We start from the raw sequence: 21,009 nt of genomic DNA, 5'->3' as shown, positions 1-21,009 counted from the left end.
TCCTTTGGTTTAAAATGCCATGGATGGCCTTAAATCAACAGTAATGCAGTTTATTTCCCTACTGATCGCAACATAAAAGGAGTTATTAACTGAATATAAAATAGGCGGATTTTGCGATTGGTTTTTTTAGGGGGGGCAAACAAGAAAGAACTCAAGAGTGGATGAGAATTTATTTATCTTGATATTTATTTAATTCATTGTTATTTAATGTTTTTTTTGACTAAATTGAAATATTGAATAGTTAGTGTTGACATTATTTTGGAGTATCCTTAGAGTATGTTGCAATTTAGTTCAAAGTGACTCATTAGACATATTTACCTATACACCAATCACCATACTTCCTTAAACCTTCTCGCATTACTTGCCGTATATAGTACCGTATTCTGAATATTCCTATGGCCAAGAAAATCCTGAATCAGACGCGTATCAATTCCCCGGTCCGCCAAAGCGAAGCCGCAGCCATGACGCAGCATATGGGGATGTGCATTGACCTCCAGATTGGCCGCTTCACTGTAATTACGAATTAGCCAATAAATACGCTGGCGTGATAAACGAGAGCCACGGTTAGAAAGAAACAACCACTCGCTATCCGCGCCACGGTAATGCTTTCTTTTGGCCATCCAACGCTGTAAACACTTCCGTTCGCGGACATACAGAGGATGCACCGTTGAGAAGCCGTTTTTCAATCGATGAATATAAATATTGCCGCCTTCAAGATCGATATCTGACAGCCGCCAGCTATTGATTTCACTCACTCGGCAACCATGAATAAAACACATATAAATCAAACAGTAATCGCGTTCTGGATTCTTGCCTTGCAGCGTTGCCTCAAGCAGTTTTTCCACTTCGGAAGGAGTTAAATGTTTACGACTAGTCATAGTACCTCTTTGACTTTTTACCAAAAGTATGTGGATTTTTCCTCCTTTTTATTTCCACAACAACGCTAAGGAGCATTGGCCCCTGCCTTCGGATAACATCCTGGATCCTGAGTGGAGTATAGCCGATAAGTAATCATGAAACAGCCTGGTCATGGAACTATGCTAATTGCCCATATTCCAACGCAACTTAGCTAATACTTAGATTAAAATCAGTAGCTCAGCTCAGTTTCTGATTAATGAAAAAACAAGGTTAAATCATGCAACACAATAACAACATGATAAAAGCAAGAAATACAAACAGGAAACACTTTGATGAAAAACCTAATAATATCCGTCCCCTATATCCGAATGGGAAGTTAAGCATAGAGGTATCCTACAAGGCATCCACCAGAGAATAATCCCAAAATAAAATTATATCAAATGAACCAAAAAATAACCCTCATCAATACAAAAAATCAACTTAACAGGAAAATACTCATAAATAGTGGGTTTAAAATTGAACTAGCCTGAATGATTTTGCGGGAACGTACGGCAATAAAAAAGGGGCACCGATAGACAGTGCCCCAACATGATATAGGTGGTATTAACGCGTTCAGATGGTTAAACCACCGTCAAGCACCAAAATTTGGCCCGTCATATAACGACTGTCATCACCGATCAAAAACTCGGTGGTACGCGCCACCTCGCTGGCTTTGCCCAAGCGGCGCAGAGGAATTTGCTTACGCAGCGCCTTCAGCGCCTCCGGCGGAATGGCTTGCGTCATCTCGCTTTCGATAATCCCGGGCAACAGGCAGTTCACCCGGATCCCAAAGCGCGCCACTTCCAGCGCCAGAGATTTCCCCAGGCCGATCATCGCCGCCTTGCTGGCCCCGTAGGCCGTTTGCCCGGTGTTGCCCTTGATGCCCGTCACCGACGACATCAACACCATCGCCCCCTCCCCCTGCGCCATCATGGCTGGCAACAGGTGCCGGTTCCAGTAGAAGATGGCGTTGAGGTTGGTGTCGATCACCTGCCGCCAGCGCTCACCGGTTTGCTGGATATGCAAATCATCCAGCGTGATCCCGGCGTTATGGATCACCGCAAAAGGTGCGCCGAGGCGTGCCAGCAACTGCGGCGCCACAAGGTTCACCGCCTGCTCATCGCTACCGTCACAAACGCAGCTTTCCACCCGGCCCGGTAAACCCGCGCAGGCTTCAGTCACCGCTGCACTGGCCGCTTGAGCACTACGGCAGGTGAACACCACGTTCCACTGCTTGGCCAACTCCTCTACCAATGCGCGGCCAATCCCCCGGCTACCCCCGGTCACTAATACCCATTGTTTAGTCATGGGATCACTTTTGCGCGTCGGCCAGGCGTTGACAGAGTTCACCCAGCGTCATATTCGGCTTGTCGATGAACATTTCGGCGGTGAGCGTGGCCCCGAACTCGCGTTTGGCCAGCACCATCAGCTCCACATAGTCCAAGCTATCCAACTTCAACTGATGCAGGGGCATTTCTGGCGCCAGGTCGGTCATCTCAAGATCTTTGGCATCACAAATCATTTCAGTGACGGTGTCGTAAACCTGTTGGTAGTTTTCCATTGTTATATCCCTATATTTATCGATCGGCCATGGGCCATGTTTTTAAGGTGACGGAAGTCACGAGTAGCGGATGCCACTGTGTTCTGGCCTCGATCACCATGCGTAACACAAATCCGCTGCTTTTATTCCCGATAATCAGCATCGGCTGAATGCGGTAGTACAGCCGATCCTCGGGTGCAAAAAGCGTTGCAGGGTTAAGTAATCGGGCGCTGAAATGGGTCTCATGATGCGTTTGTACCACCGGGATCTGGGCAAACACCTCAATCAGCGTGGCAGCCTGCAGTTCCGGCAGTGCCGTCGTCAGTGCCGCCAAGGTTTCCGGGGATTTCACCAGCAGTTGGAACAGCAGGGCGTCAAAGAAACTCCACGCCTGGGTGGCGTCCGATGCCTGCCCCGGGAACGCCTGGCAGAGTGCCATCACCTCGTTAACGGTCAGTACATCCTCGTGATCACAAGCCATCATCTCTAACGAACGCGCCGGAGCCAGTTTGCTGTTAAAGCAGCTTTCCTGCGTAGCACAGTCCCGCAGCTCACCGATGATCTGCTTGCCGTTAATCATCATCTGCAAGTGATACGGCGTCTGACACAGCACCGGCCGACGCATACGGGTGCTGAAAACATAAAAGCTATGCTCCAGCGGCGTAGCAAGCAACACCGTACTCAAATGGTGCTTCATATCCAGCATTGCACGCATCCCGTGGACGCTTAGCTGGTCGCCCCCCATTTTGCGTACGTGTTGCAGATCAAAGTGGATCGGGTTGTAGTCACCGGAAAAGGCGGCCCACTCCTCGGCATCGCGCAGGGTGTAGTTGAGGATCATGCTCATGCCTGCCCAATGACCAGCGCCGCGTTAGCGCCGCCGAAGCCGAAGCTCAGATTCAAGATGTTCTGTAATCGGGCCGGGCGATGCCCTTCACTGATGTAATCCAGATCGCATTCCGGATCGGCATTTTTCAGGTGACAGGTGGCTGGCATCAGCTGATGCTGTAACGCTTGCAGGCAGATGATGGATTCAAAACTGCCCGCCGCCGCAATCAGATGCCCGGAGTAAGACTTGGTGCTAGAAAGCGGCGTGCTATAGGCCGCGTCGCCTAAGGCCAGTTTGATCGCCTGGGTTTCATTCAGATCGTTGAGGGGCGTAGAGGTGCCGTGCGCATTGATATAGTCAATTTCCTCCGCCGTCACCCCAGCCTGCCGCAAAGCATGCTGGATGGTTTTCACCCGGGCAATCTTGTCTTCCGCTGGCGCGGTAAAGTCGAAGGCATCAGAGTAATTGCCGTAACCCTTGATTTCCCCCAGGATCGTCGCCCCGCGAGCCAAGGCGGCTTCGCGTTCTTCCAGGCACAGCACGGCGGCCCCTTCGGAAAGCACAAAGCCGTTGCGATCAAGACTGAACGGGCAGCAGGCTTTGCTGATGTCGTCCTGTTCACTTGCCAAGGCACGCAGTACGTCGATATTCCACACTGCGGTATCGCTGCGTAACGACTCACCCGCCCCAGCCAACATCATCGAGGCACGGCCACTGCGGATCACTTCAAAAGCATCGCCGATGGCGATCGTTCCGGTGGCACAGGCGGCAATAGGGCTATTTTGATAGCCACGCAGGCCCCAGAACAGACTACAGGCTGCCGTTGCGGCATTCGGCATTGAGAAGAAACAACCAAACGGTGAACCCAGCCCTGTACGCACAAAGTTATCATGATTATGATGGGTTTCATCCTGCCCCGCCCAGCCGCTACCGATGATCGTGCCGCAGTCCAGTAGATCGTAATAGACCGCCGGGCTTTCCCCATGGAAGGCCATATCCATCGCTTCGCGGGCCGCCCCCAGCGCCAGGCGGGCAAAACGCGGCAGACGACGACGGATCGCCGCCGGGACGCCTTTCAGGCTGGGCTCATCGTCGATCACCCCAAGGAAACGCGACTGGATCCCCACGGCAGACCGATCAAAATAGCGGTAGCCCAGTTGATAATCCATGATCGCCGCCCAGCTTTGCTCGGCATTCATCCCCAACGGCGTGACCGCACCGAAACCTGTAACTACCACGCGACGTGGCAAAGCACCTTTATTCATGATCTCATCCTGTTATATCACCGTCTTTTTCCACACCGCCGCCCAACGCCAGCCACAGTTTCATGGTGGAATTGAGGTAGTTGTACTGCAACTCCGACAGGTTGCTTTCAATGGTTAATAACGCATCCTCGGCATCCAACAAGGTCTTGAGAGAGACCGCACCAGCCTGATACTGGCTATTGGCCAGCGCCAAACGCTGCTGACCAAGCTGCAGGTTGCGTTGCTGATTGATTTTTTGCTGCTGATAGCTCTGCCGCTGCGTCATGGCGTTATCCACATCAGAAAGAGCGTTGTAGACCTTACTGCGGAAGGTGATCGCTGCCTGCTTAACATCCAGGTTGGAGTTTTCGATTTTCAATTGCACGGTGTTCCAATTCAGGAAGGGTAGTGCAACGCTGCTCCCCAAGCTTCTGGTCGGGTTGCTGAACCACTGTTGGAAAATCTCGCTGCCCGCATTGAGTGAAGCACTTAGCGAAAGCGTAGGGTAGAAGCTCAAACGTTCCGCATCCGACCCTGCTAACGCAGCGCGCAAGCTCTTTTCTGCCGCCTGTACATCTGGTCTACGAGCAATGACCTCTATCGGCAAGGCGCTAGCTATCGGTACGTTCTGGTTGATATCCAGAGAGCTACGTTCTGCCTGATGATCGGTTGGCGCACGGTTGAACAGGATCGCCAGCGCATTACGCGCCTCTTCACGCCGCTGCTGTTGAGTGCGGTAGTTATTTTCCCGCTCGACCACCGATTGTTGCGCCTGTAGCAGGTCAAGCTGTCCGACCGCACCGGCGTCATAACGGGATTGCACCATCGCCAGCGTCTGTCGGCTGATTTCCAGGCCCACCTGCTGTTGCTTGATTTGCTGATTAAGGCTGGCGATCTGCCAATAATACTGCGCCGTGTTGCCTATCAGCGTCAGCGCAGTATTTTGCAGATCTTGTTCCTTGGCCTCGGCCTGCCACTGCGCCTGCTCCCTGATTCGTGCCAATTTGCCCCACAAATCCAATTCATAGCTTAGATCCAACCCACTTTTGTAAGACTCTGTTGAGTTCGTATTCTGACGCAGGTTCTTGCTATTACTGGCCCCACCGCTTGCCGTAACGGTTGGCGTCAGGTTGGTATTCTTCAGCCCAGCCGCCAGCCTCGCCTGCTGGAGTTGCAGTCCGGCAATGGCCAGATCGTTGTTGCTGGTCAGTACCCGCCCAATCAGCATAGAGAGCTGCGGGTCGTCGAAGTTATCCCACCAATGGTCCGTATGTTGCAAAAAACGACTCCCAGTCTCCTGCACCCGCCACTCGGCTGGCACTGACAGCATCGGCCGTTGATAGTCGCTTTTCGTCAACGAGCCACAGCCGCTCAGTAATAGGGGCAACAATATTAGAGGGAGTTTACTCTTCATCATTCGCGCGCCAGCGCCTCCGTTGGGTGCAAACGCGCTGCGTTGCGCGCAGGGAAAAAACCAAAACCCAGGCCGATCAACGCCGAGAACCCGCAGGCCAGCACCAGCGGCGGCCAGGTAAAAATCATGGTGAACTCCTGCGTCACCAGGGAGAAAATCACCCCGGCCAGCCCGGAGCCAATAATGCCAATCAACCCGCCCAGTGAGCAGATCACCATCGCCTCAATCAGGAACTGACGCATGATGTCCGCTGGCCGTGCGCCGACCGAAAGACGGATGCCGATCTCGTGGGTGCGTTCGGTCACGGAAACCAGCATGATATTCATCACGCCAACCCCCCCTACCAGCAGTGATATCCCGGCGATAGCCGTGATCAGCAGATTCATCGAGTCCGACGCCTTGCGGATGGCCTGAGTCATCTGGTCATTGGTCTGGGTGAAAAAGTCGCGCCGGCCATGCGCCTGTTCCAACAGTCGTTCGACGCGCCCCTGTGCTTCGATAAGAGAAGTCCCTTCGTGCACACGCAACATAATCGACTCGATCGGCATATCACCGGACATGCGCTCCAGCACCGCGGTATAAGGCATCCATGCTCCCAGCATCATGCCGCTGAACTTGCCACCTTTACGTTCGGCAACGCCGATCACCCGGTAAGGGGTTCCCGCAAGCTGGACGATCCCGCCCTCAGCCACTTCATCCGGCTCAAATAGCGTGTCGCGGAATTCCGGATCGATAATCACCACCGGTTCACGCTCGTCCAGATCGCGCCGGGTAAAGCCGTTACCGGAAAAAAAATTCAGGCCTTGCACGCGAAAATAGGCGTTGCTGATACCTGAAATCGAAACCATCGCCTCTTTGCCACCGCGCACCGCGGCCACGGTATTACTGACCACGGGCGAAACGCTGTCGACATAACTCTGGCGCTCCAACAACTCAACATCAGCCACCGTCAGCGAGCGGGCGAGGTCCGGACGCGGTTTATCCCACCCCAGGCCAGGGCGAATATCTAACGTGCTACTACCCAATTGGCTAATTTCATTGAGTATATTTTGCCGTGCACCTTCGCCAACAGCCATTGACGACACCACGGAAGAAACGCCGATAATGATGCCCAACATCGACAAAAAGGCCCTTGCTCGGTGCCCCAGTAACGCACGCCAGGCCATCTTGACCGCCTCTTGAACGCTCTGCCAGAACGGGTTACGCCCGGTAGTTGCGGCAACCGGCAGCGCAGGCTTGGTTTCCTGTAAAGCTACCGCCTCATTACGCTGGTCGGCCACGATCTCGCCGTCACTAATTTCGATAATGCGCTGCGCCTGATTGGCCACGTCACGATCGTGGGTAACGATAATGATGGTATGCCCCGAACGGTGCAGGGAATGCAGGATCCCCATCAGTTCCTGACCACTGGCGCGATCAAGAGCACCAGTCGGTTCATCGGCCAGAATAATTTCCGCCCCGTTCATCAATGCCCGGGCAATACTGACGCGCTGCTGTTGCCCGCCGGAGAGTTGCGCCGGTTTGTAATCCATCCGCTGCTGCAACCCAAGCCGGGTGAGCAAGTATTCGGCCCGCGTCTGGCGTTCTGCCGCTGGCATCGCGGTATACAGGGCAGGAATGGCAACGTTTTCGCTGGCACTTAGATAGGGCATCAGGTGATAACGCTGGAAAATAAACCCGATGTACTGGCTGCGTAGCTGGGCCAGTTGCTCACTGCTGGCAAGCTGGGTGGAGATGCCCTTGATCTGCATCTCCCCCTGCGTAGGTTTGTCCAGGCAGCCGATGATATTCATCAGCGTGGATTTCCCTGAGCCGGACGCACCAATGATCGCTACCATTTCGCCACGCTGAATGGTGAGAGAGATATTTTTCAGCACCGCCACCGTCTGCAACCCAGAGACAAAATGTCGGGAAATGCCGCTCAGAGCGATCAACGGAGAGGATGGCTTAACCATTGCTAGCACTCCCGGTAGCATGCTGCGTCAACACCACGCGATCCCCCTCTTTTAGCCCCTCTTTCACTTCAGCAAACTGGCGATCGTTAAGACCGATACGGATCCAGCGTGATTCAAGCTGTTTGCCGTTCATCACCTGCACCTGATAACGATCTTTGCCCCGCTGCTCACCGAAGGCGGCCACCGGTACGCGCAAGGCATTCTTGGCCTGTTCAGTGATAATAAAGACCTGAGCCGTCATCGAGGTGCGTAACAGACGATTGCTGTTGGCGATAGCAAACACGCCGCTGTAATACACCGCCGAGGCTTGCTGATTGGAGGAGCCTGGCGAGCTGTCTTCCAGCAAGGCGTCATTTGGCGCCTCCTGGATCGAACCCATCACGCTTTCATAGCGCTGTTTGGGATCGGCAACAACATAGAACCACAGCGGTTGCCCGACGCGTACCTTCAAAATATCGGTTTCCGAAATACGGGTATGCACCGTCATGGTATCCACATCCGCCAGCACCAGAATGGTCGGTACGGTTTGTGAAGACACAATGGTCTGCCCTTCTTTGGTGACGATCCCTAACACTTCACCGTCGATCGGCGCGACAATGCGGGTAAAGCCCAGATTGGCTTTGGCGGTTTCCAGTTCCATCTGCGCCTGAACGATCTGCGCATCATTGACTTTTAACTGGGCGACCTGGGTTTGAAACTGCGCCTGCGCCTTCTCCAGATCGCTTTTCACGCCTGCCCCATCACGATCCAGCTTCAACTGACGTTTCAATTCCTGCTGATACTGCTTGAGCGTTGCCTGGGTGACTTGCTTCTGCGCCTGTGCGCTTTGCAAGGCGGCTTCCGATTTACGCAACGCATTCTGCTGCAAGGTCGGATCGATTTCCGCCAGCAGCTGCCCCCGGGTGACACGATCGCCCTGCTTCACATACAGCTTTTGCAATTGCCCATTAACCTGCGCACCAACGCTGACTTGTAGCGCCGGTTTGAGGATGCCGGTGGCCAAAACGGTTTTCTCAATATCGCCACGGGTGATCTCTTCGGTAGAGAAAGCATTATTCTGCGTAGGCGCAACGACGTACCAGACGATCAAACCGATCAACGCCACCAGACCCAGCAAGGCCACCGGCATTAACCTGCGTTCGTCCATTCCAACCATTTTCAACTTCATTAACACACCGCCGTGGTTAACGCCGGTGACGCTGCAAGCTCCGTAGCAACGCTCACCACATGGCCGTTGCTCACGCGGTATACCCGCTCAAACATCGGCAATACACTTTCGCTGTGCGTCACGGTGATCAACGTTTTATGGTGCTCACGGCAATGTGTCAGCAAGGTGGTCATCACTTGATGCGCCGTGTCCTCATCCAGGTTAGCCGTAGGTTCATCGAGCACCAGCACCGGACGATCGCTGTACATGGCCCGCGCCAGCAGCAGACGTTGGCGCTGCCCCAGGGATAGCCCGGCATGGCTTTCACGAACCAAGGCATTCAAACCCCCCGGCAGTTTTTCTATCACCGAGCAGAGATTCAGCCCTGCAAGGGAGCGCTCGATCTGCCGATGTTTGCGCTCATCGAACCCCTCATCAAACAGGGTAATATTTTGCAGCACCGAGGCATTGAACAAAATGTCCTCCTGGCTTTGCAGGAAGAACAGGGCATGCACCTGCTGATAATCGAGCGGTTGGTCATCAACGATCACCTGCCCCTGCTGCGGTGTCATCAGGCCGGTCATCACCTTCAGCAAGGTGCTTTTACCCGCGCCAGACTCACCCACAATGGCAATGCTTTGCCCCGGCTTGAGTGACAGGGAAAGATCGTGCAACACCGGCTGCTGGGCGTCATAGGCAAAAGCGATATTTTTATAACGCAACTGCGAAGTAAATGCCGGGATGGGTGCAGGTACCGCATCATCCGCCCTATCCTGTTCAGGCCGTGATGGGAACAAGTCCCTGGCGCGGGTGTCGATCACGTGCAGCTGATTCTTTTGCAGGATGGCGTAGAAAATCTTGGTGATATAAGAGGTAAAAATCTCACGTACAAAACTATAGGCAAAGAACTCACCCAGCGTGATAGTGCCGCTTTTCAGCAACGGCAGCGCCAGCAACATAAAGAACACCATCTCCAGGCTGCCGATCAACTGATACAGGCTGCCTTTGACCTGCTCGTACATTTTCTGCTGTTGCCGACAGGTAAACAGTGACAAAGCAAACTTGGCGAACATCCCCTTGCGTTGGCTATCCAACCCGGCGGATTTAATGGTGGAGAACCCTTGAATACTCTCCAGGATAAAGTCGCTCTGCTCGGCAGTTTTTACCTGCAACTGCTGGGTGTAATAGCGGTCACGATAGATGGCCCAGACGCTGACCAACCCCATCAGAGTGACACCCACACCAGACACCATTGCCAACAGCGGGCTCATATAGCACATCACCGCCAAGGCAATAGCGCCGATAATCCAGTCGGTACGCAGGCCGTTATCCAACTCAATCTTTATGCCTGACGCCATTTGCCAGTTGGAAAAACGGCTGAAAACTTCGCCCGGAGCGCGTTTATCAAAGAAGTTCAGCGAATTACTGAGCAGGCGCGAGAATCCAGCCACACTATTGATTACCACAAAGCGCTTGATAAAGCGTTCCGTGACCCAACGTACGCCAAAGGCCAGGGTCGTCGACACGACAAACGCCAGCAAGAAGTAGAAGTAAGGAAAGTCGGCTTCCCCTGCGCTAGAAAAAACCTGATTGATGGCGCTGCTGACCATCGTCGGCATAATAAACAGGGTTAAGGAAATCAGAAACGCCAGTATCATCAACCGGTAAATACCGGGGATACGCGCGGTTTCTTCCAGGCTCATGGTGTCGGACGCTCTGAAGCGTTTACCGGACTGAACATTGGCCAATGCCTGAGGATCAGGCTGGGTTTCACTGTCCAGCACCAGCGCATAACCGCTGATTTCCATTTTTAACGCATCAATAGGCAACAGCTGCTGGCCAATGCCCGGGTTCATCACGCAAACATGGTTACCTTTACGGTAGGCCAACACCACATAATGGCTAGCGCCATAATGTAAAATAGCAGGCAGCGGTATTTCCGCCAGTTCATCATGCTCAAAGGCAACGGGATAAGCGGGCATCGCCAGTTCCGTCATAATGTCACACAGTGTGGCCAACGAGGTACCATGCTGCGAAGCGGGATAACGCTCACGCAAGCTCTCCAATGGCGCACTGATGCCCTGCGTTTCCGCCATCATGGCGATGCAGGCCAACCCACATTCATTCGTTTCGCCTTGAAAAACCAGCGCCGGGATTATCTTTTCCATGATCTGACTTCTTAAATTTCCAGGTTATTCATTGATAAAAAATAACGAATGTGAGTGCCATAACAGCCAATCTTCAGGGTGCCTGGCGATCGACGTTTCAATAAGCTCCGGTAGTTTGGTTTTCAGATTGCGAGCAGGTATCGGCGAGTAAATGTGGATCTTTATTCCCTGGTCGTAATACAGGTAATAAGAGACGACCTGAGCTGACAAGGCTCTGGCGATTCGGATAACGCCGCTGTGCAAATTGGCCGGGCGATCAAACAGGCGACAGCTTAGCTTCGCTGTTTTCATCTCATTGCTATTGACGGTGTAATCCGGCGTAATATCGGGGAAGAGCATGATATTGCGTTGATGATCGGCCGCCTCCATAATTGCACTACTCAAATTGCCGGCAATCGCCCGGTTATCATCATGGATTGAGCAGTAAGACAGGTTAACGCCCGCTTGCAGTCGCGCTTTTTCCTGATAGACCTCCGCACTGGCAGAAACTACCACCGTTGCCTGGCCCGGAAAAACCCCGGCCCCCACCATGCCAGCTAGCACGTCAGAAACCATATGCAGCGGTGCAAGCACCACGGGTTGCCCTGCTTGGTGCAAGGGCTTGACGACCGCGTTAAGCTGCACCTTACAGCATTCCAACTGGGCCAGGAGTTGAGCGTTACCGGCATAGGTAGCGGCTAGCTCCAGCAAACGACGGCGCTGGCTGATCTTGGCAAAATCCACTTTACGGCCATCATCAATCAGGCATTGCTTATTGGCTGCGGCCACAGAGGCACGTCTGCGCTCCCCCCGGTTACTCAACCGCAACCGGCGGCTAAGCGCCGCCAGTCCAAGAAACCAACGATAATCGCCATGCCGCAACAACCAGCAAGCAACCTTGCCCTGTGCTCTGCGCAACGGCAAAAAACACCGCGCGATTTTTGCAAGGGCATCCCTCCATGCCAGGTAAACCCACACGGCAAAGAAACGCATTATTGCTCCAGCGGTTTGTCATGCTGTAGCAGCGACAGCAGGTGATCGGCAAATTCTGGGAAATCGCGATCCTGCAGTGCCAGCCACTTCTTATTGATGATAAAGGTTGGAGTCGCGTTGATTTTGTAATGATCAGACACGGTGGTCATATAGCTCAGCAACTCTGCTACCTGCGGAGTTTGACTGGCAGCGTTATAAGCAGCGAGATCGATACCATTCTCCGCTAACCAACTATCACGGTTTTGGGGGTTACTCAGATCGATTTTTTCTTTGATGACGGCGTTATAGGCACTTTCACGGTACTGAGGTTCAATGCCCATCACCGTCAGGGTGGCAAACAACGGGGCGAAACTTGCCAGGCCATTGCTCTGCGTATTATTGAGATGCAGACGGATCAGTTTTGTACCCGCAGGCATACGTGCTTCCAGCTTGTCAATATTCTCTTCGTTTATGGCACAGTAATGGCAGCCGTAAGAAAATATCTCGACGATGGTATTGTCATCTTTGATCGGGCTATTGTTAACCTCGTCATCACTGATGGCAATCAGAGCTTGCTGTTCGCTGCCCTGATTCAATACAAAATAGTGGAAGTAGGTCGTGGTAATCAACGAGGATATAACAATAATCACCAGGGTATAGATAAGAAGTAACAAGGGGCGTTGGAACATAAATAATACGTCCTAAAAAAACTAGCAACCAGCTCTTATCTCGAAGGGACAAACATTGTCTTATCTAGCACATTGCTCCACTGAAAACCTGCGGCAATCACGTCCCTGTCCATCAAAAAGCACAACTCCAAACAGGTTGATACGAAAACCTATCGCATCAACCTAAACCACCTCCTAAAAATCAGGAGACCTTATTACCTATTATGGTAAGCCGGAACAATTTTTTGAGTCTACTTTAGCAGAGTTCTGGCTAACAACCTTACCATGCTTATCCAGGCAAGTGGTAACTTCCATGCAAGCTCCACCTGTACCGCGAACGAACTCAACAGTACAAACTTTTTTGCAGTTACCGCCAACAATGGCACTTGCTTCAAAGGTATTAACTTTTTTCACAACATCATCCTTTTTATTTAAAGTGAAATAAAAAAAAGCCCTAGTAACGCCTATCATCAATGATAGAGCAATCTGCGCTCAATATAAAGACACAATTAATCATGCCTTTATTAAAGCGCAGAGTAAATAAAAGTGAATTATTTTCGTTCTCTCAAAATAACTCGAACCAAGGATAGCCCGACGATTAAATCAGATCAATAATAATTTCATTGGTAAGTGACATATTTCCACCAGACCACAACATTGCTAATGCAGGATATTTCTCATTAAAAAACAAGATTCAATCCAGTGAAAAATAACATTCCAGAATACACAACATTAAATAGCAGTAATTAATAAAGGATAATTCCCTGAACGTAAAAATAGACCAGCATCAAGAGCGAAAGACGTTAAAGAATTTCTAAACGGTATTACGAGGCGAGAATCGGAAGGAGAAAACAGAACAACTTGCAATGTTGATAACACGAGGTATGCGGCACTGGGCCTTTTATGATCCCCAACAAAGAACCACGTTTAGGCATAGCGAAGCCCGGCACATGGGAGTGTACCGGGCTAACCAATCAGACAACCTCTTAGAACTGGTAAACGATACCGATTAAGGTCACGTTATCGGTGTTCAGACCCGCCTTGCTGGTGAAGTCGTTTTCGTCCAGCAGGTTGATTTTGTGATCCGCATAGGTGGACATGTTTTTATTGAAGGCATAGGTTGCCCCCAGATCCACATACTTCACCAGATTCTGGCTGCCAAAGCCTTGAATGTCTTTCGCATTAGACTGTACGTAGGCCACAGACGGACGCAGGCCGAAGTCGAACTGGTACTGTGCTACCAGCTCAATATTCGGTGCCTTGTCGGCAAAGCCATAGACTTGGCTATTGCGGTTACCAATACGGTTAGCGTTATAAGACTGGGTATACATGGCCGCCAGGTAGACATTATTAGCGTCGTATTTCAGACCGGTACTATAAGCCTCTGCTTTGTCCCCCTTCCCAAGAATAGCCGGGTTGTTGCGGCCGTTCTGGTCTGCTGTGCGATCGGCACTGAAGAACGCGCCGGCTGCGTTGATGCCATAACCCAGATCATAACTGACGGACATCCCGTAGCCGTTACCGTTCTGCGCCAGCACATCGCGGTAGTTGTTGGATTCGGAAGTGCTGCCGTTAGTACCTTGATATTGCAGCGCGAGATTCAGGCCTTCAACCATGCCGAAGAAGTCGCTGTTACGGTAGGTCAGTAAACCGTTGCTACGTTGGAACAGGAAATTATCTGCACCATAGGTATCGCCACCAAACTCTGGCAGCACGTCGGTCTATGCGCCGATGCCATACATCACGCCGTAGTTGCGGCCATAATCCAGTGAACCGTAATCGGCAAATTTCAAACCGGCAAAGCCCACACGGGTAAAGCTGTTGTTGCAATACGGTAAACGAGGATGAAAAATGAAGCCGTAATTAGTATGGCGATGTTCATTCCTTACCTACTCCTTTCTGGTGGAGGAAAGTATATTAAGTAAATCCTCACTACAACAGTTAAATTAAAATAAATTCAAAACATGTCCAAATATTACACTGCCATAATATTTACATCGAAAAAAATAACATTTTATTTAACAATTAAAAATATAAACACCGCTATTTAATGGTGTCAGTTATAAAATAAAATCACACAATAATTACATTAAATCCACATCCGCCATTTAAAATATAGGTGAAATGAACGAGATTGTTTATTGAATTGACAGTAAAAAGTTAAAAAACAACATTCACTAGAAAATCATTAACACCTTCAACCTGGTTAAACCTAACCATGAAATAAAAATTAACGCCATTTCATTAAGATCTTTAGCTTTACCCCCTCTAATCATCACGCAATTTGTAGTTTTTTTGAGCTAAATCATAACCCAAAAACAGGTAGGGATTACAATCTCACAACATATGTAAATGACAATTAATCGCAATAATAGCACTCCCAATCTCTGTAATAAGACATCCCCGACCAAATAGGATTATTTACACCGTTTTTTTTTAAAAAAAATAGGATTTCTAAACGAATTCTAAATAAGGTGTCAATTTACAAAAAAAATCCAATGCCATAACGAAAAAATGATTCAGATCATGACCAAGAATCATCCCAATTATTACCATCATCAACACCCATCACCCACCGATGGCGTTAATTATTCTTTACTCGTTATCCTAGTAGAAAAATCATTGGTGTTGATTATTGAGCCATAACCAAAAATCGAACCAACGGCATGAAATGAAGATAATTTCCTCGCATTGGCAAACGGCATACTAAGCTTGAAGAGTCTACGAGTGGTTGAAACAGAAGGAAACAACGGAGGTATCACTACCTGCTAGCAGGCAAGGGAAGCTGCCGGGGGAAAACTATAACCCAAAGTGGTTGTGGTCTACGGCCACAGTAGACGATTTAGTTCCCGCTACGGCGTGAACAAAGGCCGGAGCTGGCCTAGACGAGCGGTAAGACGTGATGCATATGGTCAACGAGTTAACTCATCGCTCCCCTAAAATCTGATCCGAAGAGATTGCATCGTGAATATAAAACTGGTTGCCGTTGTGCTTTGCACACTTTTTCTTACCGCCTGTGACAGAGAGACGCCTAAAGAACTCGAAAGCGTCCGTCCGGTGAATATCTTTGAAGTTAGCAACAGTGCCCAGCAAGGAGTTCGCATCTTCCCAGCCAGGATTGTCGCGGGTGACCGTACCGAACTGGCCTTTAAGCGCCCGGGGCAACTGCAGCAACTGCTGGTACGCGAAGGGGAACAGGTCAACCAGGGGCAAGTGATTGCCGAGCTAAACAGTAATGACGCACGCCTGCGGCTACGTGACCGACAGGCCGCGTTCGATCTGGCGCAGGCTCAATTCAACCGTTTCGCTACCCTGAGTGCCCGCAATGTCGTTCCCCGTGCCGAACTGGATGTTCATCGCGCAGCGCGTGACTCGGCCCAGGCTGCCTTGAAGTTGGCCAGGGAAGAAGTGAGCGATATGCAGATCCGTGCCCCCTTTACTGGTGTGATTGCCACACTCAATGCCCGCAACCATCAGGTGATCCCCGCAGGCCAGTCGATAGCGACCCTGAACTCGCTGGATTCGCTGGATGTGGTATTCAGCATCCCCGAAAATCTGTTCATTGTCATTGATGAAAACAATGCACAGTACCAACCTATTGTTCTGTTGAACAACTTGCCGGGCCGCGAATTTACCGCCCGCTATAAAGAACACACCACCAATACCACCGCGGGCTCATTGACCTATCAAATGACCCTGACCATGCCGCGCCCACAAGATCTGCCACTACTCTCGGGAATGAGCGGCAGCGTGAAAATCAACCTCGGTAATCTGCCCGGGGCTACGCAGAAAACCAGCGTTATTGTTCCCGTCGAGGCGGTATTTAACCCGGATAACAGCCCACGTAATCAGCCCCACGTGTGGGTGATCAAAGAGCGTGATGGCAAACTGTTTGTTGAATCTCGTCAGGTTGAAACCGGGCAACTGACCGCTAACGGCATACAGATCGTGTCAGGTCTGGCCGATGGTGAACGGATTGTCGCCGCCGGTACTCGCGAACTGCGCCCCAATCAGGAAGTGCGCGCCTGGGTCCGTGAGCGAGGTCTGTAATGAAACTGACAGAGAACTTTATCAACAACGGCACCCGGATCTGGCTGGCGATCCTGCTGCTAGGTATTGGCGGCGTGCTGGCGTTTCTCAACATCGGCAGGCTGGAGGATCCGGCCTTTACCATCAAGACTGCGGTGGTGGTCACCCGTTATGACGGCGCTTCGGCCCAGCAAGTGGAGGAAGAAGTCACCCTGCCGCTGGAAAATGCCATTCAGCAGCTGCCTTATATTGATAACGTCACCTCCATCTCCAGCGTAGGGCTATCGCAGATCACCATTAATATCCGTGCCGAATACGGTGCCGCTGAACTGCCGCAGATCTGGGATGTGCTGCGGCGACGTATTGGCGATGCGGCGATACGGTTACCGCCCGGTGCCAGCCCGCCGATTGTGAATGATGATTTTGGCGATGTGTACGGCTTCTTCTTCTCGCTGTATGGCGACGGCTTTAGCAATCAGGAACTGCGCAACTTTGCCGAGCTGTTACGCCGTGAGTTGGTGGTGGTGCCAGGCGTGGGCAAGGTGGGGATTGTCGGGGTGATCCCGGAAGAGGTGCAGATTGAGATTTCCCGCGCCCAGATGACCGCCGCCAATATTATCCCACAGCGGCTTTACGATCTGTTGAGCCGACAGAACGTGGTATCCAACGCCGGAGATCTGTTGGTGGGCAGCGAGTCGATCAGGCTGCATCCCACCGGGGAGTTTGCCAACGTGCAAGAATTGGGTAACCTGCTGATTAGCGAGCCGGGCAGCCCGCGCAGCGTTTACCTGCGCGATATCGCCACCATCAGCCAGGGCGTAACCCACTCCCCCAATAATATCTACCGTGCCAACGGGCGGCCTGCGCTCTCCATAGGTGTATCCTTTGCCCCGAATGTGAACGTGATTGTGGTAGGCGAAGCGGTCAAGGCCCGGTTGGCCCAACTGCAAGCCGAACGCCCCGCCGGGATGGATATCAGCGTTTTCTACGATCAGTCCCATGAAGTAGAAGGCGCGGTGAACGGCTTTATCATGAACTTCTTGCTGGCGCTGCTGATCGTGGTCGGCACCCTGCTGATCTTTATGGGGGTGCGCAGCGGGCTGGTGATCGCCGCCTCGCTGGCGCTGAACGTGCTTGGCACCCTGCTGATCATGAAGCTGTTCAATATTGAGCTGCAACGCGTTTCGCTCGGGGCACTGGTGATCGCCTTAAGTATGTTGGTGGATAACGCCATTGTGATCGTCGAGGGCGTGCTGGTTGGGCGGCAACAGGGTGAGAAGACCCTACAGGCCATTAATAACGTGGTCAAACGCACCATGTTCCCGCTACTGGGAGCGACGGTGATTGCCATTCTGGCATTTGCGCCGATCGGCTTATCCAACGATGCCACCGGCGAATACTGTAAGTCACTGTTCCAGGTATTGCTGATCTCGCTGATGCTGAGCTGGTTCACCGCCTTGACCCTGACGCCGGTATTCACCAAATGGGCGTTTGAAAAACAGAAAATGGCCGAGCCAAAACCCGATGAGCCGGTCAAATCGCCTTATGATGGTTGGCTGTTCCGCGTCTATCGCAATCTGTTGGGCAAACTGCTGCGCCAGCGCACTATTACGCTGGGAGTGCTGGCCGCGTTGATGGTCGTCTCAGTGATCGGCTTTGGCAACGTGCGCCAAAGCTTCTTCCCGCCGTCCAATACGCCGATCTTCTTCGTCGATCTCTGGCTGCCCTATGGCACCGATATCGCCTACACCGAAAAGATTGCCGCCGAAATCGAGCAACATATCCAGTCGCAAGAGGGCGTCAGCGATACCATGGTCACCATTGGCCAAGGTGCCATGCGCTTCATGCTGACCTATAACGCACAGCGGCAATATTCCAACTACGCACAGGTGATGGTGCGGGCCGATCAGCTAAACCAGATCCCCGGCATGATCGGCCAAATAGAGGGCTACGTACGCAATAATTTCCCTCAGGTGAATGCCCAGGCTAAACGCATTATGTTTGGGCCTTCAAATAACAGCTCTATCGAGGCGCGCTTTATCGGCCCCGATCCGAACGTGCTGCGCACGCTGGCGGCCAAGGCAGAAACCATCGCCAGCGCAGACCCCAATGCCGACGGCGTCATGCACGACTGGCAACAGCGCAGCAAGGTCATTCGCCCGCAATTCTCGGATTATCTTGGCCGTGAATTAGGGGTGGATAAACGCGAAATCGACAGTGCACTACGCATGAGTTTTGGCGGGATCGCCGTTGGCCTATATCGTGATGGCACACGGTTAATGCCGATTGTGTTAAGAACGCCGGACTCGGAGCGGTTGAATGCCGAACGGTTGAACGACGTGATGATCTGGAGCCAGGCACGGCAGGCGTTTATTCCTATCGACAACGTGGTCAACGGCTTTACTACCGAGTGGGAAGATCCGCTGATCATGCGTCGGGATCGCAAACGTACCCTGACGGTTCAGGCAGATCCCAGCTCCCAGAGCGGTGAAACCTCTGCCGAACTGTTGCAACGGATCAAACCGGATATTGATGCCATCCCATTACCGCGCGGCTATGAACTGAATTGGGGCGGCGACTATGAAAGTACCAAGGAAGCCCAGGCCGGGTTGTTCACCAGCCTGCCGGTGGCCTTTGTGATCATGTTCATCATCACCGTACTGATGTTCAGCTCGCTGAAAAATGCCGTCGCGATCTGGCTGACCATTCCACTGGCCTTGATTGGGGTAACCGTGGGCTTCCTGCTAACCGGTATCCCGTTTGGCTTTATGGCGCTGATTGGCCTATTGAGTTTAAGCGGCATGTTGATCCGTAACGGCATTGTGTTGGTAGAGGAGATCGGATTGCAGCGGCAGGAAAAACCGATCCTGGAGGCCATCATCGATGCCTCTACCTCACGTTTGCGCCCTATCCTGCTGACGGCATTTACCACCGTACTCGGTCTGGCCCCACTGCTTAGCGATGCCTTCTTCCAAAGCATGGCGGTGGTGATCATGTTCGGCCTGGGCTTTGCTACCGTGCTGACGTTGTTGGTGCTGCCGGTGATCTACAGCTGTATGAACTCCGATAAGCAAAAGGTCACACCGCAAACCGAGGCTTGAGACTTAAGTAAGGGCACCGCATACGCCCGGTTGAATATTTGCCTTCAATCGGGCTATTGCAAAATGCGGCATTGGTTTACTGTGTAGCCAGTTCAAAACCAAACACGGAGAAGTGCAAAGTGATTAAAGAAACAATCTTGGGATGTTCGCTGCTGTTGGTCTCTGCCACTGCGTTGGCCGGTGGCTGTGACAACCCACGTACCCCTTATGACGTGACCTACTGCGCTGCATTGGAGATGGTGCAGCTGGATCAAGAGATCAATGTGCAATACAAAAAGGTGATGGGTCTGCTGACCCAGTCGCAAAAGCAGACACTGAAGCAGTCGCAGATCGAATGGCTGAAAAATCGGGACAGTCAATGTAGCGACGACGCCATGATCAATGTCGCCTGCTCAAACAAGACCATGCAAAGCCGTATCGATTTTCTGAAAAGCGTAGAGCGGGAATGCAAAAGTACCGGCTGTAACAGCAAAAAACTGGCTCAACAGCAGTAATAGGATCGGGACGCCTATACTGCGCCCCGACGAAAGAATCACTATTTGGTTAACGCAATAATACCCAATGTCAGGCCAGCGACCGCTGCCGCCCCGCCTGCAATCGCCCCGGCAGTTTCCCAGTTATCCTGAGTGGTGCCTTTCATGCATGTATTGGTATGTACCAGACGGCCTTGGTCATCATAAACCGGTACGCAAGGCGACTCAGTAGCACACCCGGACAGTAAAACGGCCAGCAGGCCCGCTGCAATAAACTTACTCATACTTACACCTCGGCGTTCAACAGCCAAAAAAACATCACAATGAATGAAAATCGAGCCACTGTAACACCAATGCCTATAGCGATGGATCCGGAATAGTCGCAAAATGTGTGGGGGGGTGAAACAATGACATTCGGACCTGTAATGGCAGAGTGGCTCATGTTTTATCGCGCTGCCTTCAATGGATGACGGACACAAAATGATAAAAAAGAGTAGATGGGGGAGCGCAGCATTCTGACCTGCTCCCCGTTGATTAGTACACCCCGATGTTAGTAATGTCTTCATAAGCCACATGAGGACATCCCCATGAAG

Annotated in this window: 16 protein-coding genes and 1 pseudogene; 3 read left to right on the top strand and 14 right to left on the bottom strand. The window is 51.8% G+C overall.

What is annotated here, in order from left to right; genetic code table 11:
* Nucleotides 1–329 precede the first annotated feature (329 nt).
* From KAJ71_RS22110 to KAJ71_RS22050, 13 genes and pseudogenes are all read right to left on the bottom strand, one after another.
* Nucleotides 330–878 (bottom strand): tyrosine-type DNA invertase, encoded by a 549-nt coding sequence (locus KAJ71_RS22110; protein ID WP_248947647.1) that lies wholly within the window; start codon nucleotides 876–878, stop codon nucleotides 330–332.
* A 592-nt stretch (nucleotides 879–1,470) separates the two neighbouring features.
* The gene (locus KAJ71_RS22105; RefSeq protein WP_248947646.1) at nucleotides 1,471–2,205 is read right to left on the bottom strand and encodes an SDR family NAD(P)-dependent oxidoreductase; all 735 of its coding nucleotides are present in this window, start codon (nucleotides 2,203–2,205) and stop codon (nucleotides 1,471–1,473) included.
* 4 nt (nucleotides 2,206–2,209) lie between these two features.
* Entirely contained in the window at nucleotides 2,210–2,458 is a 249-nt protein-coding gene (locus KAJ71_RS22100; RefSeq protein ID WP_248947645.1) for an acyl carrier protein, read from the bottom strand.
* A gap of 16 nt (nucleotides 2,459–2,474) precedes the next feature.
* Complete coding sequence (locus KAJ71_RS22095; RefSeq protein ID WP_311295080.1) at nucleotides 2,475–3,284, bottom strand: hotdog family protein; 810 nt, start codon at nucleotides 3,282–3,284, stop codon at nucleotides 2,475–2,477.
* Nucleotides 3,281–4,531: a beta-ketoacyl-[acyl-carrier-protein] synthase family protein gene (locus KAJ71_RS22090; RefSeq protein ID WP_248947644.1), complete on the bottom strand. Its 1,251-nt coding sequence runs from the start codon at nucleotides 4,529–4,531 to the stop codon at nucleotides 3,281–3,283. The genes KAJ71_RS22095 and KAJ71_RS22090 overlap by 4 nt, the downstream gene beginning before the upstream one ends.
* Before the next feature lie 4 nt (nucleotides 4,532–4,535).
* Nucleotides 4,536–5,924 (bottom strand): efflux transporter outer membrane subunit, encoded by a 1,389-nt coding sequence (locus tag KAJ71_RS22085; RefSeq protein WP_248947653.1) that lies wholly within the window; start codon nucleotides 5,922–5,924, stop codon nucleotides 4,536–4,538.
* Nucleotides 5,924–7,879 carry an ABC transporter permease gene (locus KAJ71_RS22080; RefSeq protein ID WP_248947643.1) on the bottom strand — a complete coding sequence of 652 codons (1,956 nt, stop codon included), beginning with the start codon at nucleotides 7,877–7,879 and terminating at the stop codon, nucleotides 5,924–5,926. The genes KAJ71_RS22085 and KAJ71_RS22080 overlap by 1 nt, the downstream gene beginning before the upstream one ends.
* Nucleotides 7,872–9,047 carry an efflux RND transporter periplasmic adaptor subunit gene (locus tag KAJ71_RS22075; RefSeq protein WP_248947642.1) on the bottom strand — a complete coding sequence of 392 codons (1,176 nt, stop codon included), beginning with the start codon at nucleotides 9,045–9,047 and terminating at the stop codon, nucleotides 7,872–7,874. Before KAJ71_RS22075 ends, KAJ71_RS22080 begins: the two co-directional genes overlap by 8 nt.
* Nucleotides 9,047–11,194 (bottom strand): peptidase domain-containing ABC transporter, encoded by a 2,148-nt coding sequence (locus tag KAJ71_RS22070; protein WP_248947641.1) that lies wholly within the window; start codon nucleotides 11,192–11,194, stop codon nucleotides 9,047–9,049. The genes KAJ71_RS22075 and KAJ71_RS22070 overlap by 1 nt, the downstream gene beginning before the upstream one ends.
* Nucleotides 11,195–11,218: 24 nt before the next feature.
* Nucleotides 11,219–12,166 carry a lysophospholipid acyltransferase family protein gene (locus KAJ71_RS22065; RefSeq protein WP_248947640.1) on the bottom strand — a complete coding sequence of 316 codons (948 nt, stop codon included), beginning with the start codon at nucleotides 12,164–12,166 and terminating at the stop codon, nucleotides 11,219–11,221.
* Nucleotides 12,166–12,834, bottom strand: coding sequence for a DsbA family protein (locus KAJ71_RS22060; RefSeq protein ID WP_248947639.1), 669 nt, complete (start codon nucleotides 12,832–12,834; stop codon nucleotides 12,166–12,168). The genes KAJ71_RS22065 and KAJ71_RS22060 overlap by 1 nt, the downstream gene beginning before the upstream one ends.
* A gap of 201 nt (nucleotides 12,835–13,035) precedes the next feature.
* Nucleotides 13,036–13,227 carry a DUF4762 family protein gene (locus KAJ71_RS22055; RefSeq protein WP_248947638.1) on the bottom strand — a complete coding sequence of 64 codons (192 nt, stop codon included), beginning with the start codon at nucleotides 13,225–13,227 and terminating at the stop codon, nucleotides 13,036–13,038.
* Nucleotides 13,228–13,799: 572 nt separating this feature from the next.
* Nucleotides 13,800–14,639 (bottom strand): annotated as a pseudogene (locus tag KAJ71_RS22050) (porin); the annotation flags it as partial.
* Nucleotides 14,640–15,777: 1,138 nt separating this feature from the next.
* Between KAJ71_RS22050 and KAJ71_RS22045 the strand changes: the two are divergent.
* From KAJ71_RS22045 to KAJ71_RS22035, 3 genes are all read left to right on the top strand, one after another.
* Nucleotides 15,778–16,863: an efflux RND transporter periplasmic adaptor subunit gene (locus KAJ71_RS22045; RefSeq protein ID WP_248947637.1), complete on the top strand. Its 1,086-nt coding sequence runs from the start codon at nucleotides 15,778–15,780 to the stop codon at nucleotides 16,861–16,863.
* A complete protein-coding gene (locus KAJ71_RS22040) occupies nucleotides 16,863–19,943 on the top strand; it encodes an efflux RND transporter permease subunit (protein ID WP_248947636.1) in 3,081 nt (1,026 codons plus the stop codon). The genes KAJ71_RS22045 and KAJ71_RS22040 overlap by 1 nt, the downstream gene beginning before the upstream one ends.
* Nucleotides 19,944–20,062: 119 nt before the next feature.
* On the top strand, nucleotides 20,063–20,437 hold the full coding sequence (locus KAJ71_RS22035) for a lysozyme inhibitor LprI family protein (RefSeq protein ID WP_248947635.1): 375 nt from the start codon (nucleotides 20,063–20,065) through the stop codon (nucleotides 20,435–20,437).
* Nucleotides 20,438–20,478: 41 nt separating this feature from the next.
* Here KAJ71_RS22035 and KAJ71_RS22030 read toward each other — a convergent pair whose 3' ends face one another.
* A complete protein-coding gene (locus tag KAJ71_RS22030) occupies nucleotides 20,479–20,700 on the bottom strand; it encodes a hypothetical protein (protein WP_021179822.1) in 222 nt (73 codons plus the stop codon).
* Nucleotides 20,701–21,009: the final 309 nt, after the last annotated feature.

The organism is Serratia silvae (assembly GCF_023282985.1).
GTDB classification, from domain to species: Bacteria; Pseudomonadota; Gammaproteobacteria; order Enterobacterales; family Enterobacteriaceae; genus Chania; species Chania silvae.
The sequence above is the reverse complement of the archived record's forward strand: the minus strand, read 5'-3'. Positions and strand labels throughout refer to the sequence as shown.